This is a genomic window from Pseudomonas sp. Y5-11 (genome assembly GCF_022368695.1).
GTDB classification, from domain to species: domain Bacteria; phylum Pseudomonadota; class Gammaproteobacteria; order Pseudomonadales; family Pseudomonadaceae; genus Aquipseudomonas; species Aquipseudomonas parakoreensis.
The window spans coordinates 1,120,533-1,135,676 of sequence record NZ_CP058974.1 but is presented as its reverse complement, the minus strand read 5'-3'; the positions used below and the strand labels follow the sequence as shown (position 1 = coordinate 1,135,676).

At 61.3% G+C, this 15,144-nt stretch carries 15 protein-coding genes; 5 read left to right on the top strand and 10 right to left on the bottom strand.

The annotated features are described in order from the left end of the window. Window positions 1–12: 12 nt before the first annotated feature. Complete coding sequence (locus HXW87_RS05050; RefSeq protein WP_239778510.1) at window positions 13–1,401, bottom strand: heavy metal sensor histidine kinase; 1,389 nt, start codon at window positions 1,399–1,401, stop codon at window positions 13–15. Continuing rightward, complete coding sequence (locus tag HXW87_RS05045) at window positions 1,391–2,071, bottom strand: heavy metal response regulator transcription factor (protein WP_131670853.1); 681 nt, start codon at window positions 2,069–2,071, stop codon at window positions 1,391–1,393. The genes HXW87_RS05050 and HXW87_RS05045 overlap by 11 nt, the downstream gene beginning before the upstream one ends. 136 nt (window positions 2,072–2,207) lie before the next feature. On the opposite strand from HXW87_RS05045, the gene HXW87_RS05040 reads away from it, so the two are divergent. Then, entirely contained in the window at window positions 2,208–2,693 is a 486-nt protein-coding gene (locus HXW87_RS05040; protein WP_239778509.1) for a heme-binding protein, read from the top strand. 11 nt (window positions 2,694–2,704) lie between these two features. Then, window positions 2,705–3,115 carry a hydroxyisourate hydrolase gene (uraH, locus tag HXW87_RS05035; protein WP_047290767.1) on the top strand — a complete coding sequence of 137 codons (411 nt, stop codon included), beginning with the start codon at window positions 2,705–2,707 and terminating at the stop codon, window positions 3,113–3,115. Window positions 3,116–3,241: 126 nt separating this feature from the next. Here uraH and HXW87_RS05030 read toward each other — a convergent pair whose 3' ends face one another. Continuing rightward, window positions 3,242–3,919, bottom strand: a complete 678-nt coding sequence (locus HXW87_RS05030; protein ID WP_239778508.1) for a Crp/Fnr family transcriptional regulator — start codon at window positions 3,917–3,919, stop codon at window positions 3,242–3,244. Window positions 3,920–4,001: 82 nt separating this feature from the next. Between HXW87_RS05030 and HXW87_RS05025 the strand changes: the two genes are divergently transcribed. Then, window positions 4,002–4,529 carry an Mpo1-like protein gene (locus HXW87_RS05025; protein WP_047290765.1) on the top strand — a complete coding sequence of 176 codons (528 nt, stop codon included), beginning with the start codon at window positions 4,002–4,004 and terminating at the stop codon, window positions 4,527–4,529. Between the two features lie 89 nt (window positions 4,530–4,618). Here HXW87_RS05025 and HXW87_RS05020 read toward each other — a convergent pair whose 3' ends face one another. The 6 genes from HXW87_RS05020 to dibA form a co-directional block, all read right to left on the bottom strand. Further along, window positions 4,619–5,608: a sulfate ABC transporter ATP-binding protein gene (locus tag HXW87_RS05020; protein WP_047290764.1), complete on the bottom strand. Its 990-nt coding sequence runs from the start codon at window positions 5,606–5,608 to the stop codon at window positions 4,619–4,621. A 3-nt stretch (window positions 5,609–5,611) separates the two neighbouring features. Then, complete coding sequence (cysW, locus tag HXW87_RS05015; RefSeq protein ID WP_007952817.1) at window positions 5,612–6,484, bottom strand: sulfate ABC transporter permease subunit CysW; 873 nt, start codon at window positions 6,482–6,484, stop codon at window positions 5,612–5,614. 13 nt (window positions 6,485–6,497) lie between these two features. After that, window positions 6,498–7,316 (bottom strand): sulfate ABC transporter permease subunit CysT, encoded by an 819-nt coding sequence (cysT, locus tag HXW87_RS05010; RefSeq protein WP_007952818.1) that lies wholly within the window; start codon window positions 7,314–7,316, stop codon window positions 6,498–6,500. 229 nt (window positions 7,317–7,545) lie between these two features. Then, window positions 7,546–8,559: a sulfate ABC transporter substrate-binding protein gene (locus tag HXW87_RS05005; protein ID WP_047290763.1), complete on the bottom strand. Its 1,014-nt coding sequence runs from the start codon at window positions 8,557–8,559 to the stop codon at window positions 7,546–7,548. Between the two features lie 145 nt (window positions 8,560–8,704). Then, window positions 8,705–8,887 carry a sulfur starvation response protein OscA gene (oscA, locus tag HXW87_RS05000; protein WP_039772974.1) on the bottom strand — a complete coding sequence of 61 codons (183 nt, stop codon included), beginning with the start codon at window positions 8,885–8,887 and terminating at the stop codon, window positions 8,705–8,707. A 308-nt stretch (window positions 8,888–9,195) separates the two neighbouring features. Then, window positions 9,196–11,115, bottom strand: a complete 1,920-nt coding sequence (gene dibA, locus HXW87_RS04995; RefSeq protein ID WP_239778507.1) for a phosphodiesterase DibA — start codon at window positions 11,113–11,115, stop codon at window positions 9,196–9,198. A gap of 147 nt (window positions 11,116–11,262) precedes the next feature. Here dibA and desA point away from each other — a divergent pair, with 147 nt between their 5' ends. Both desA and HXW87_RS04985 read left to right on the top strand, forming a co-directional pair. After that, on the top strand, window positions 11,263–12,447 hold the full coding sequence (gene desA / locus HXW87_RS04990; protein WP_145595726.1) for a delta-9 fatty acid desaturase DesA: 1,185 nt from the start codon (window positions 11,263–11,265) through the stop codon (window positions 12,445–12,447). A gap of 247 nt (window positions 12,448–12,694) precedes the next feature. Then, complete coding sequence (locus HXW87_RS04985) at window positions 12,695–13,684, top strand: sensor domain-containing diguanylate cyclase (protein ID WP_047290760.1); 990 nt, start codon at window positions 12,695–12,697, stop codon at window positions 13,682–13,684. A gap of 130 nt (window positions 13,685–13,814) precedes the next feature. Here the strand turns inward: HXW87_RS04985 and HXW87_RS04980 are convergent, their stop codons facing one another. Then, complete coding sequence (locus tag HXW87_RS04980) at window positions 13,815–15,026, bottom strand: response regulator (protein ID WP_047290759.1); 1,212 nt, start codon at window positions 15,024–15,026, stop codon at window positions 13,815–13,817. Window positions 15,027–15,144: the final 118 nt, after the last annotated feature.

The following is a 15,144-nucleotide window of genomic DNA, read 5'->3' as shown; positions in this document are numbered from 1 at the left end:
TTGCACGGCGCATTATTGGCTCAGGACAAAACCCAGCTCGAACACCGTCTCACTCGCATCACTGCTCACCCGCACCCGCCCGCCATGCAACTGCATGATCGACTGCACAATCGCCAGCCCCAGCCCACCCGAATCTCCAGGCTGCGCCCGTGAAGGGTCGACGCGATAGAAGCGGTCGAACAGTTTGCCCAGATGTTCTGGCGCAATCACCGGGCCGTGGTTGTGTACCTGCAACCAACACACACCCGCCTCATCACGGCGGCGCAGGCTGATCGGCGTGCCTTCATCGGCGTGGCGCACCGCGTTGGCCAGCAGATTACCCAGGGCGCGTTGCAGCAGTTGCTGGTCGGCCAACAGTTCGCCGTGCAGCTGGTTTTCCAGGCGCAACTGGCGATCATCGGCGAGGGCTTCGAAGTAGTCGCACAGCTCGCTGCCGAGGCTGTGCAGATCCAGTGTTTGCAAGTCGAGCGCGCGCTCCGCCTGCTCGGCGCGGGCGAGGAACATCAGGTTTTCGGCCATGCGCTTGAGGCGTTCGAATTCTTCCATGTTCGAGGCCAGCAGCTCCTGATACTCCGCCGAGCTGCGCGGATGGTTCAGCGCCTGACCGTTGCTGGCGAGCAAGGTGTGCAACGGCGTGCGGATCTCATGGGCCAGATCGGCGGAAAACTGCGATAGCCGCTGCACGCTGTCGTCCAGCCGCGCGAGCATGCCGTTGAGCGCCTGCACCGGTTCGAGCAGTTCGGCGGGAGTGCCGCTGGCGGGCAGACGCTGGTCGAGGCTGCGCAGATCAATGCCGCGCACCGCCGCGCTTAACTGGCGCAACGGTTGCAGGCCACGGCGCAGCAGCACCAGCCCCAGCGCGAACGCCAGCAACGCACCGAGCCCGATGGCCAGGTACAGGCGCAAGCGATAACTGGCGAGCATCTGCTCGCGCTCAGTGAGCACCTTGCCGGCGATCACCGTCAGCGGTTCGCCGTTCGGCCCTTGGGCGTCACCGGACAACAGCGCCAGCTCGGCGCCGTCCGGCGCCTGCCAGGTCAGCACATCACGACGCTGCGGTGTTCGCTCGCGCGCGATTGCGTTCAATGACGGCAGCTCGCGTTGGCGCGGGTTGATTGCGATCACGTTCGAGCCATCGGCGCGCCGCACCAGCAACAGGCTGTCGAGGTTACCGAGCATGTTCTGGTACAGCCGTGGTCGCGCCTGCAAGGCGTCGAGGCTGTCGCTGTCGGCGAGCAAGGCGCGCACTTGCTCCAGGCGGCCAAGCAACGCCAGATCATCCCGGTAGGCGATCTCCGAGTCGAGCGAGCGGTAGAGAAACACGCCAATCGCGCTCAATACCAACGCGCAGACCACGGCGAACGCCAGCGCCAGACGCCAGGCGATCGACCTAGACCGCATCGTCGGGCGCCTCCAGCTGATAGCCGACGCCGCGCACGGTGTGGATCAGTTTCGGCATGAACGGGTCATCGACCTTGGCCCGCAGGCGGCGCACCGCGACTTCGACCATGTTGGTGTCGCTGTCGAAATTGAGGTTCCACACCTGCGAGGCGATCAGCGTACGGGACAACACTTCGCCCTGACGGCTGGCGAGCAATTGCAGCAGGGCGAATTCCTTGTTGGTCAGGGCAATGCGCTGGCCGCCGCGACTGACTCGACGCCGCAGCACGTCGATTTCCAGATCGGCGATGCTGTAGGACTCGGCCTCGCGCAATGGCCCGCGGCGCAGCAGCGTACGCACCCGCGCGAGCAACTCGGCGAAGGCGAAGGGTTTGAGCAGATAGTCGTCGGCGCCGAGTTCGAGGCCGCGTACGCGGTCTTCGATGGCATCCTTGGCCGTCAGGAACAACACTGGCGTGGCGCCGCGCTGGCGGATCAGTTGCAGCAATTGCCAGCCATTGAGGCCCGGCAGCATCACGTCGAGGATGATCAGGTCGTATGCCTGCTGCTCGATGAAATAGCGCCCATCGAGGCCATTGAGCGCCACGTCCACGGCAAACCCCGATTCGCCCAGGCCCTTGGCCAGGAAATTCGCGGTTTTGGCTTCATCTTCTACGACCAGCAAACGCATGGCACACCTCGATTGATCAGGCACACAGGCTAGGCGCCTTCGACGGCGTTGCCCATTACAAACTTGTAATCCGACTGACGGAGTTCTGACGAAGACCGCCGATTAAAGTGACGACCTTAGCTTTTGGAGCCTGTCCATGATCGTCAAATACCTTGCAGCCAGCCTCGCCCTCGGCCTCAGCGCCAGCGCTTTCGCCGCCCCTGCACTGCCGCGTCACGCTGACCTCGACCTGAAAACCGCACGCCTGCTGGCCGACACAGCACTGAGCCATTGCACCGCGACGGTATCGGTGCTCGACCGTGGCGGCAACGTGCTGGTGACCCTGCGCAGCGACGGCATTGGCCCGCACAACACCGCGGCCAGCCAGCGCAAGGCTTACACCGCGCTGTCGACGAAAACCCCGACCCGGCTGTTCGCCGAGCGCGCCCGCAGCAACCCGGAAACCGCCAATCTCAACACCCTCGACGAGCTGTTGTTGCTCGACGGCGGGATCCCGTTGTTCGCCGGCAATGAGTTGGTCGGCGCCATGGGCGTGGCCGGTTCCGGCGGCGGCGAGCAGGACGAAAACTGTGCCATCAAGGCCGCCGAAAAGGCCGGCCTGCCCCTTACCCGTTCCCAATAAGGAGACTGACCATGACCACCCTGCGCATGACCTTCGCCGCACTCGGCCTGAGTGCCTTCTCCGGCCTGGCGCTGGCCGCCGGCAATCCACTGAGCGTGCACGTGCTCAACCTGGAAAACGGCCTGCCCTCCCCGGGCGTCAACGTGACCCTGGAAAAACACGTCGGCCAGAACTGGCAGCCACTGGCCCAGGGCACCACCAACGAGCAGGGACGCATCGCCGAACTGTTCCCGGCCAAACAGCCTTTCGAAGCGGGCGAATACCGGGTGGTGTTCAAGACCGGCGAGTATTTCGAGAAGAACAAGCGCGAGACGTTTTTCCCGGAGATCCCGGTGATTTTCCAGGTGAAGCAGACTGACCAGCACTACCACATCCCGTTGCTGCTCAGCCCTTACGGTTTCTCGACCTATCGCGGTTCCTGAATCAACACAGATCAAAAATGTGGGAGCGAGCCTGCTCGCGAAGGCGTCGATTCAGTCAACATCACCGTTGAATGACCCACCGCTTTCGCGAGCAGGCTCGCTCCCACAGGGGATCTCAAGTGCCCGTCAGATAGTGGCCAGCGCGCGCAATCGCTCGGCATCGAGAATCTCGATCTCGCCATACCCCAACCCGATAATCCCCTGCCCCTGCAGATCCTTGAGGATCTGGTTGGTGGTCTGGCGTGACAGCGACAGCATCGACGCCAGTTGTTCCTGAGGCAATTGCAGGACCCGGCGTGGCGCATCGATTTCACCGTAGCCCTCGGCGATCATCAGCAATCGATGCGCCAGGCGAGCCGGGGCCGGCAGCAGGCTCAACTGTTCGAGGTTGATAAAGGTCAAGCGCAGTTTGTGGCTCATCAGCAATGCCAGATGGCGCCAGTACACCGGTTGTTCATCGAGGATTTTCAGCAGCGTGGCCTGCGGGATATTCAGCAGCGTGCACGGCCCGACTGCATACGCATCGTGAGTGCGTGGCTGACCGTCGAACAGGCAGATTTCGCCGAACCAGTGCGGTGCCTCCACCAGGCTCAGCAACGCCTCCTTGCCCTGCTCGCTCACTGCGCCGATGCGGATCGCGCCGTCGAGCACCGCGTACAACCCGCAGGGCGGATCACCGCGCTGGAACAAGCGTTGCCCCGCCGTCAGCCGCCGCTCCCGGGCCGCCGCCAGCAAACTATCCTGAAAGGATGTCGGCAGATGACTGAACCATTGCCCGGTCATCAGCCGTGAACGCTTATCCATGAACACTCCCAATTGTCGCCTGCCTGACAGAGCGAACACCGAACCCGAGGCATGCTGCACGCACCCTACAGGAGGAACAACAATGAAAAGCCTCGTCGACCATCTCAGTCAATACGCCGCCTACCACCGCGACCCGCGCAACATCGCCAGCCACTTTATCGGCATTCCGCTGATCGTGGTGGCGGTGGCCGTTTTATTGTCGCGACCAGCGTGGTCACTGGGCGGCTTGTGGATCTCTCCGGCGGTGCTCTTGGCGCTGGCCTCGGCATGGTTTTATCTGCGCCTGGAAGTGAAACTCGGCGTGTTGATGACGGTGCTGATGGGCCTGTCGGTCTGGGCCGGACATGCATTGGCGCAGCAGAGCACGATGGTCTGGCTCAGCAGCGGGCTGGCGATGTTTGTGATTGGCTGGGTGATCCAGTTCGTCGGGCACCATTACGAGGGGCGCAAACCGGCGTTTGTCGATGATGTCAGCGGGTTGATTGTCGGGCCGCTGTTTGTCGTGGCCGAAGTGGCGTTCCTGCTGGGAATGCGCCATGAGTTGAAAGCGCAGATCGAGGCGCGGGCGGGGGCGGTGCGGGTCAATCCGAATCGCAATGCGGCGGCTTAGGCCGCTTTAAAAGATCGCAGCCTGCGGCAGCTCCTACAGGAGAAACGCATTCCAATGTAGGAGCTGCCGCAGGCTGCGATCTTTTGACTTTAGAGGCTGGCGACTTTCTGCCAGACCTTCGGCTTGAAGAACAGGGTTTCACCCTTGGCCAGACCGATCAGACTGTCGTGATCCTTCACCACTTCAGCCTCGATCAGATCCGTCTGCCCTTCCACCTTCAACGTCACCCGTGTGGTCGCGCCCAGCGGCCGGATATCGCGCACTTCAGCGGCGTGGTGATCTTCCAGCTCATGTTTGGACAACGACACTTCGTGCGGACGGAACAGCACGTGGTTGTCGTCGCTGAGCAACAAGCGGTTGGAGTCGCCGAGGAAGTGATAAACGAAGTCGCTGGCCGGGTTTTCGTAGACGTCACCCGGTGAGCCGATCTGTTCGATCACGCCTTTGTTCATCACCACGATGCGGTCGGCGACTTCCATCGCTTCTTCCTGGTCGTGGGTCACGAATACCGACGTCAGGTTGATGTCTTCGTGCAGGCGCGCCAGCCAGCGACGCAGCTCTTTACGCACCTTGGCGTCGAGGGCGCCGAACGGTTCGTCGAGCAGCAGCACTTTCGGCTCCACCGCCAGAGCACGAGCCAGGGCGATACGCTGACGCTGGCCGCCGGACAGTTGCTCCGGGTAGCGATCAGCCAACCAGTCCAGTTGCACCATGTTCAGCAGTTCGTGGACCTTGGTCGCGATCTGGCTTTCGCTCGGGCGCTGGTTTTTCGGTTTCATGCGCAGGCCGAACGCGACATTGTCGAACACCGTCATGTGCCGGAACAGCGCGTAATGCTGGAACACGAAACCGACGTTGCGATCACGCACATCGTGGCCGGAGACGTCTTCGCCGTGAAACACGATGTTGCCCTGATCCGGAGTTTCCAGGCCGGCAATGATCCGCAGCAGCGTGGTCTTGCCGCAGCCGGACGGGCCGAGCAGCGCCACCAGTTCACCGCTCTGAATGTCCAGGCTGATGTTGTCCAGCGCCTTGAACGCATTGAAATTCTTGCTGACGTTACGCACTTCGATCGACATGAATTATTCCTCCGCGGCGCTGGCGCGCAGGCGGTTGATACGGTTTTCGCTCCACTGCTTGAGCAGCAGGATGAAGAGCGCCAGGATCAGCAACAGGCTCGCCACGGCGAACGCGGCCACGTGGTTGTATTCGTTGTAGAGGATCTCGACGTGCAGCGGCAAGGTGTTGGTCACCCCGCGAATGTGCCCGGAAACCACCGACACCGCACCGAACTCACCCATGGCGCGCGCAGTACACAGCACCACGCCATAGATCAGGCCCCACTTGATGTTGGGCACGGTGACGTGCCAGAACATCTGCCAGCCGTTGGCGCCAAGCAGCCGCGCGGCCTCCTCTTCCTGCGTGCCCTGTTCCTGCATCAGCGGGATCAGCTCACGAGCCACGAACGGCACGGTGACGAAGATCGTCGCCAGGACGATGCCCGGCAGGGCGAAGACGATCTGGATGTCGTGATCCTGCAGCCACGGCCCGAACAGACCCTGCGCACCGAACATCAGCACGTAAACCAGACCTGCGATCACCGGCGACACCGAGAACGGCAGGTCGATCAGCGTCACCAGCATGCTCTTGCCGCGGAACGAGTATTTGCTCACGCACCACGCGGCGCTGACGCCGAACACCAGGTTCAGCGGTACCGAAATCAGCACGGCGATCACCGTGAGTTTCAGCGCCGACAAGGCGTCCGGTTCAAAGATCGCGGTGAAGAATGCGCCGAGGCCGTTCTTCAGACCTTGCGAGACCACGATGAACAGCGGCAGTACCAGAAACAGGAAAAAGATCAGCCAGCCAAGGCCGATCAGGATTCTGCGCGAAGTGGCACTGCCACGCCGCGCAGCGTTGGCCGAGGACGCGGCCGCAATAGACGATTGGGACATGGTTCGCGCCTCCTTATGGGGTTTCGATGCGCCGCTGCAACAGGTTGATCAGCAGCAACAGGACGAAGGAAACCACCAGCATCAGCACGCCGATGGACGTGGCACCGGTGTAATCGTACTGGTCGAGTTTGACCATGATCAGCAGCGGCAGGATCTCGGTTTTCATCGGCATGTTGCCGGCGATGAAAATCACCGAACCGTACTCGCCGACACCCCGGGCAAAGGCCAGGGCAAATCCGGTCAGCCACGCGGGCAAAAGCGCTGGCAGGAGGATATGGCGGAACACCTGCAACGGTTTCGCACCGAGGCAAGCGGCAGCTTCTTCGACTTCACGGGGAATGTCAGCCAGTACCGGCTGCACCGTGCGCACTACGAACGGCAGGGTCACGAACGTCAGCGCCAGGGTGATGCCCAACGGGGTGTAGGCGATCTTGAAACCGAGGTCGGCGGCAAACTGGCCAACCAGCCCGGTCGGGGTGTACAGCGCGGTCAGGGCAATACCGGCCACCGCCGTCGGCAGGGCGAACGGCAGGTCGATCATCGCGTCGATGACCTTGCGCCCCGGGAAGGTGTAGCGCACCAGCACCCAGGCCAGCAGCGTGCCGATGATGCCGTTGATGATCGCGGCACACAGCGCGGTGCCGAAGCTCAGCTTCAGAGCAGCCAGCACGCGCGGTGCGGAGATGATCGTCCAGAACTGATCCCAGGTGAGTTGGGCGGCGTGGACGAACATCGCCGCCAGCGGGATAAGCACAATCAGGCTGAGGTACACCAAGGTGTAACCCAGCGTCAGCCCGAAGCCGGGTATGACGGGGGAGATACGACGCGACATAAAAGTCCTTGGTTAAAAACGCATCAATGTGGGAGCGAGCCCTGTGGTGAGGGGATTTATCCCCGACCGACTGCGAAGCAGTCGCAAAACCAGAGTTCGCGGTAGATTTGATTCACCGCAAAGGTCGGCGTTGGGGCTGCTGCGCAACCCATCGGGGATGAATCCCCTCACCACAAAGGCTCACTCCCACATCTCAAGTGCCTGAACTTCAGGCTCATTGTGGGTCAGATTACTGCGCTTGGTAGATCTGGTCGAACACGCCACCGTCGTTGAAGAATTTCGGCTGCGCGGATTTCCAGCCGCCGAAGTCCTTGTCGATGGTCACCAGTTCCAGTTTCGGGAACTGCTGGGCGTACTTCGCCGCCACGTCCTTGTCGCGTGGACGGTAGAAGTTCTTCGCGGCGATCTCCTGACCGGCCGGGCTGTACAGGTGCTTCAAATAAGCTTCAGCGATCTGCTCGTTGCCCTTTTTCTCGGCGTTCTTGTCGACCACCGCCACCGGTGGCTCGGCAAGGATCGACAGCGACGGCACGACGATGTCGAACTTGTCAGCGCCGCCGTCTTCTTTCAATGCCAGGAACGCCTCGTTTTCCCAGGCCAGCAACACGTCACCCTGACCGTTGTTGACGAAGGTGATGGTCGAGCCACGAGCGCCGGTGTCCAGTACCGGAACGTGCTTGAACAAGGTCTGCACGTACTCTTTGGCTTTTTCTTCGCTGCCGCCGTTGGCTTTCAGGCCGTAGGCCCACGCGGCGAGGAAGTTCCAGCGCGCACCGCCGGAGGTTTTCGGGTTCGGGGTGATCACCGAAACGTCGTTCTTGATCAGGTCGCCCCAGTCCTTGATGCCTTTCGGGTTGCCCTTGCGCACCAGGAACACGATGGTCGAGGTGTACGGGGTGCTGGCATCCGGCAGACGCTTCTGCCAGTCGGCAGGCAGAGTCTTGCCAAGCTTGGCGATTTCGTCGATGTCGCCGGCCAGCGCCAGGGTCACCACGTCGGCGCGCAGACCGTCGATTACCGCACGGCCCTGCTTGCCAGAACCGCCATGGGATTGCTGGATTTTCACGGTGTCGCCGGCGTGATCTTTCTGCCAGAACTTGATGAATTCGGCGTTGTAGTCCTGATACAGCTCGCGCGTCGGGTCATACGACACGTTGAGCAGTTCGTAATCCTTGGCAACTGCGGAACCGGCAAACACGGCACTGGCCAGGGCGGCCAAAGCGTAACGGCGAATCGACGACATGGTGAAAGCTCCTGGAATTCTTGGTGGTGGCTTTTTCTTATGTATTTCGGAAATCGGGGTGCCGGTTCAAAGGTCGCAGCCTGCGGCAGCTCCTACACAGCCCCCTGTAGGAGCTGCCGCAGGCTGCGATCTTTTGATCTTCAAATCAGCTCGGTTTGTTACCCGGCTGCTGCAGACGGAATTTCTCTTTGCGTTCGATCTGCACGACCTGGGCGTTGTGCACAGTGATCTCCACCGCGCCGAAACGCAGATCGCGCAGGGCGCTCTGGATTTCCCGCAAGATGGTGCTTTCGTCCTGACCGTCAACGCTGCGAAGGGATGCGCTCATGGTGCTGCTCCTTTGAATGGGATATGCCTGGCAGTGGGCGGCACTGCGTTCGGCGTGGGAGCAATATAAGAGAGGCGCAGATATTCTTAAAAAGACTATTTAAGAATGTTTATATAACTGGAAAACATTATCTGACGGGCCGAGGGTTTGCGCGGTGTTCACTGAGTTTGAAGACTGTATGAAACCCTGTGGCGAGGGGATTCATCCCCGATGGACTGCGTAGCAGTCCCTGTTTTTCAGGGCCGCTGCGCGACCCATCGGGGATAAATCCCCTCGCCACAGGTTTGGTGTCAGCCAGAGCAGGACTGTTAACCGATAACAGGGGCTTTGCCCCAATCAATCTCCCCCGCCGGCACCGGCCGCCCAAACCAGTAGCCCTGTCCCAGATCACAGGCCTGCTCCAGCAGAAACGCCGCCTGCTCGGCCTGTTCGATCCCTTCGGCATGCACCTGCATGCCCATGCTTCGGGCCAGCGCGATGATCACCCGAACGATCGCGGCGTCGTCCTCGTCCCACGGCAACCCGGCGACAAAACCCTGATCGATCTTGAGCTTCTGCACCGGCAGGCGCTTGAGCCGCAACAGGGATGAGTAGCCGGTACCGAAATCGTCAATGGCCAGGCGAATCCCCAGTTCACGCAAATGATGCATCTGCTCCAGCGCCACTTCCGGATCATCCATCACCGCGCTCTCGGTGACTTCCAGTTCCAGAAAGGCCGGATCCAGACCAGTCTCGTGCAGCACCTGCGCCACCTGCTGGTACAGCTCACGCCGGGCGAACAACCGCGACGACACGTTCACCGCGACGAACGACAGCACGACCCCGGCCTGCTGCCAATGGCACATCTGCGAACACGCCTGGCGCATCACCCAGGCGTCGATTTCAGCAATCATCCCGGTGCGCTCGGCAATCGGAATGAATTCCGCCGGCGACACCAGCCCGCGCTGCGGATGCTGCCAGCGCACCAGCGCTTCGACACCAATCAGGCGACTGCTGCGCAAATCGTGAACAGGCTGGTAGTAGACCCGCAGTTCCTGTTGCTCCAGCGCGCGGCGCAGCTCGAAAGCGAGCTCGACCCGTTGCTGCGCGTGGGCGGTCAGCTCTTCGGTGTACAACGCGTAACCGTTGCGGCCGCTGCTCTTGGCCTTGAACAGCGCGGCGTCGGCATTACGCAACAACTGATCGGCACTCAACGCGTCGCTGGGGAACAGGCTGATGCCGATACTGGCGTTGATGAACAGCTCGTGCCGGTCGATGCGGAATGGCTCCTTGAGCGCATCAAGAATGCGTTGCGCCAGTGCTGCCGCCTGAACCAGTTGTGGACAACTCTCCGCCAGCACCGCGAACTCATCACCACCTAGCCGCGCCAGAGTAATCCCGGGGCCGAACAGTTCCTGCAGGCGTGCCGCCACCGCTTTGAGCAGGCGATCACCGATGTTATGGCCGAGGCTGTCGTTGATCATCTTGAAGTGATCCAGATCGATCATCAGCAACGCGCAGCCACGCTTGTGGATCTGCGCCGACGCCAGTGCCTGCTCGGCACGGTCGCTGAACAACAGGCGATTGGGCAAGTCGGTCAGCGGGTCGTGGTGGGCGAGGTGCTTGAGTTCGTGTTCAGAGTCCTTGATCGCACTGATGTCGGAAAACACCGCCACGTAGTGGCTGAGACGGCCCTGATCATCGTGAATCACGCGGATGGTCTGCCACTGCGGGTAAATCTCGCCGCTCTTGCGCCGGTTCCAGATCTCCCCGCTCCATTCGCCCTCGCTCTCCAGCGTGGCGAACATCGCCTGATAAAAGCCCGGCGGATGATGACCGGACTTGAACAGGCTCGGCTGGTGGCCGAGAACTTCCTCGTACTGGTAGCCGGTGATTTCCATGAACGCACGGTTGACGTGCACGATCAGGCCCTCGCGGTCGGTCACCAGCACGCCCTCGCGGGTGCAGTCGAATACCGCGGCGGCCTGGCGCAGGCGTTCACGGTCGGCCTGCCGCTCGCGTAACCGCGCACCGATGCCGAGAAATTCGCACAATCTGGCCCGCGCGAGGAAGATCAGCCCCGCGCTGACGGCAGCCCAGACGTAACCGTTGATCAGTTGCCATCGCTGCAGATCGACAGACTCATCAAAGAAACTGTTCAATAAGTAACCAGTGCCTTGCAGCCAGACAACAGCAAGCAACAGGTAAAGCAGCGCTGCACGCAGGGCATCGCGGTAAGTGGCAGGCATTCGGCTGTCCATGTCCCTACAAAAAAGGTTGGAATTATAGGTCAAGAAACATCCAGCGACTCTTATCTGAAAGGGCGACTGGTTTTATCTGTGTGCTTGGTGATAATGCAACGGCTGTTTTTATCTTTATCGAGGGCCCTATAGCCTATGTGGTACGAAGGTTTTCTTGGCTTGTCGGCCTGGTCACTGGTCGCGGTCACCCTGCTGATGACCCACGTGACAATTGTCGCCGTCACGGTCTATCTGCACCGTTACTCGGCCCATCGCTCGCTTGAGCTGAATGCCGGCCTGAAACACTTTTTCCGCTTCTGGCTGTGGCTGACCACGGCGCAGAACACCCGCGAGTGGACTGCCATCCACCGCAAACACCACGCCAAGTGCGAAACCGAAGATGACCCGCACAGCCCGGTGATCAAGGGTCTGTCCACCGTGCTGCGCAAAGGCGCCGAGCTTTATCGGGCCGAAGCCGAGAATCCGGAGACCCTGCGCATCTACGGCAAGAACTGCCCGGAAGACTGGATCGAGCGCAATCTCTACAGCCGCTATCCGCTGCTGGGTGTGGCGATCATGGGCATAATCGACCTGCTGCTGTTCGGCACCATCGGCATCACCATCTGGGCGATCCAGATGATGTGGATCCCGGTCTGGGCCGCCGGCGTGGTCAACGGTCTGGGCCATGCCATCGGCTACCGCAACTTCGAATGCCGCGACGCGGCGACCAATCTGGTGCCGTGGGGCATCCTGATCGGTGGTGAAGAGCTGCACAACAACCATCACACCTACCCCAACTCGGCCAAGCTGTCGGTGAAGAAGTGGGAATTCGACCTCGGCTGGGCGTGGATCAAAGTCTTCAGCTTCTTCAGACTGGCCAAGGTCCAGCGTGTGGCGCCGATCGCCCACCGCGTCGAAGGCAAGGGCCATCTGGACATGGACACCGCCATGGCGATCCTCAACAACCGCTTCCAGATCATGGCCCAATACCGCAAATTGGTGATCGGCCCACTGGTCAAGCAGGAGCTGGACAAGGTCGATCATTCGGTACGCCATCAATTCCATCGGGCCAAACGCCTGCTGTCGCGGGAAACCAGCCTGCTGGAAGACCGTCATCACTTGCGCATCCAGAACATGCTCGAGCACAGCCAGGCGCTGAAGGTCATTTACGAAAAACGCCTGGCCCTGCAGCAGATCTGGGTCAAGACCAGCGCCAATGGCCACGACATGCTCGCCGCCATCAAGGAATGGGTGCACGAGGCCGAGGCCAGCGGCATTCAGTCCCTGCGTGAATTCGCCGACCAGCTGAAAACCTACTCGCTGCGCCCCGCCACAGCCTGACCGCCATGAACGAATCCCCTGTGGCGAGGGGATTCATCCCCGATCGGTAGCGCAGCTACCGCAAATTTGTCGACGCGTTCTCATTGCTGAAACGCGTCATATCTACCGCCCGGCGGGAGCTAGCTCCCTCGCCACAAAAGCGCGGAACTTAGCACCGAAAGCCCTATCTCAAAGACACTTCGCCATCCCGGCGGGCTGTACTGTGGCCGTTGTCGAAATTGCGGCACGCCCTTTGAGATATGTGCCGATGGTCAACAACAATCAACAAGACTCATCCCTCGCGCAGTGGCCCGAGGCCGCGCAAACCCTGATGGCGCTGATGCACGCCCAAGGCGAAGTCGCCCGGCTGAGCGAGCGCGAACAACTGTTCAGTTCCTTGCTGGTGAGCGTCAACGCGGTGCTCTGGGCGTTCAATTGGGAAACCCGTCAGGTGCTCTATGTCAGCCCTGCCTACGAGCGAATTTTCGGTCGCTCCGCAGGGCTATTGCTGGCTGACTACAACCAATGGCGCGACAGCATCTACCCCGACGACCTCGACTATGCCGAGCGCAGTCTGGCCGAAGTGCTGCACAAAGGCGCGGTGGAAGACCGCGAATACAGGATCATCGCCGCTGACGGCCAGGTTCGCTGGCTCAGCGACAAGTGCTTCATCAACCGTCAGGACGAGCCCGGGCAACCGGTGATCATCGTCGGCATCGCCGAAGACATCACCGACAAAAAACGCATGGAAACCGAACTGCATCGCCTGGCCACCACCGACGTACTGACCCAAAGCAGCAACCGTCGCCACTTCTTCGAATGCGCCAACCGCGAGTTCGACGACGCGCGCCTGCAAGGTTCGCCACTGGCCTTCCTGCTGCTGGACATTGATGACTTCAAGCAGATCAACGACAGCTACGGCCACCCGGAAGGCGACAACGTGCTGCAACGCATCGCCGAATGCGGGCGCACCTCGTTACGTCGCGGCGATCTGTTCGGACGTATCGGCGGAGAAGAATTCGCTGCCGTGTTCCCCGGTTGCGCACCGGACATGGCGATGCAAGTGGCCGAGCGGCTGCAGCAGGAGATTCAGCGGATGGTCTTCAATGTCGACGGCCAGACCTTCGGCATCACCGTCAGCCAGGGACTGACCAGCCTCAGGAACGATGACGAAAGCCTCGACAGCCTGTTCGCCCGGGCGGACGCGGCGATGTACGAGGCCAAACGGCAGGGCAAGAACCGGATTATCTCAAGCTGAATCCACCCTCCGATTTACCTCTCCTGTAGGAGCTGCGGCACGCTGCGATCTTTTGATTTTTGCTTTAAAAAACAAGATCAAAAGATCGCAGCGTGCCGTAGTTCCTACAGGGGGATGCTCGTGAATCCGGTTACTTGCGCATCCGCATCAATTCCGGCAACCCGATCTTAAGCAGCCGCGCCGTGCGACTCTTTGCCAGCTCCTCAACGCCCTCATGCTCGGTCAGGCGGGCCATTTGCGCCGCCATGTTCATCACCAGCGCCTCACGGGAATACACCCCGCCTCCGAGCTGGTAGACCGACGCAATCAACTCGCGCAGCTCCAGCGGCAGGCGCCAGCGCGTGCGCAACGCCGAACCGTAAGCCGCGCCAAATTCCGCCAGCGCGTCACCGACTTCCTCCCACTCATCCAGCTCGCCGCCGGCCTGCTTCCACTCCTGTAAACAGCGCAACAGCGCCAGATCGCCAAGGCGATGCAGCATGCCGGCGCAATAGCAGCGCTCCTGATCCAGGTCGAGCAGGCGCGCCAGGGTGCGGGCGTATTCGGCGGTATGCAGCGACAAGCCCCAATAGCGCTCGGCGTAATCCGCCAGGCACGGGTCGCTGAGTTTGGCGCTGCGCTTGAGCGCCAGGCCGAGAATCAGGTTCATGCTCTGTCCGGTGCCGAGGCGATGCAGCGCCTGCCCCAGGGTCTGTACCGCCGCGCCATGATGCTGCGCCGCGCTGTTGGCGGCGGCGATCAGCACGGCGGTAATCTGCGGATCGGTACGGATCTCTTCTTCCAGCAGTTTCAGGTCGAGGCCATTGGGGTTGAGGCTGCGTTTGACCGCCACCTGCACATCGGTCATCAATGGCGCGCCGTCGGCCTGCTCGCGGCGCCGCTCGAGGAACACCGACAAGGTCATGCCCGGCGCCAGCGTCGGCACTTCGCAGAACACCTCTTCACCCGCATTCAACAGTAAACCCTGCAGCCGCTCGGTCAGGCTTTCCATGTTCAGCGGTTTGGTCAGGTAGGCCGTCGGGGCCAACGGGATGGCTTCGCGCACACTGGCACTGTCGTTGCGGTTGCTCATCAGAATGAATGGCAGCGGCGGATTGCGTTTGCGCTGACGCACGCTGCGCAGCACGCTCAAACCGTCGATGCCCGGCAACTCCCAATCGACAATCGCCAGGTCGTAGGGCACGTCGGTGAGTAACGACAGCGCTTGCTGGCCGTCGGCACACAAGTCCAGCCGCGCATCGCAGCGCACGTTGAGCAACACATGTTTGAGCAGATCACGGGACCACGGATCGGCCTCGGCAATCAGCACTCGGGGTACGGCGGGTAAATCAACGGCGGTCATGCGCGCTCTCCCTTGCAATGCCTGAACCTTAGCCAATGCTGGCCCTTCGATACAGCGCAAAAGGGTTTCCGAGGCATAAAAAAACCCGCCGAAGCGGGTTTTTTCTCGATCCGATCAC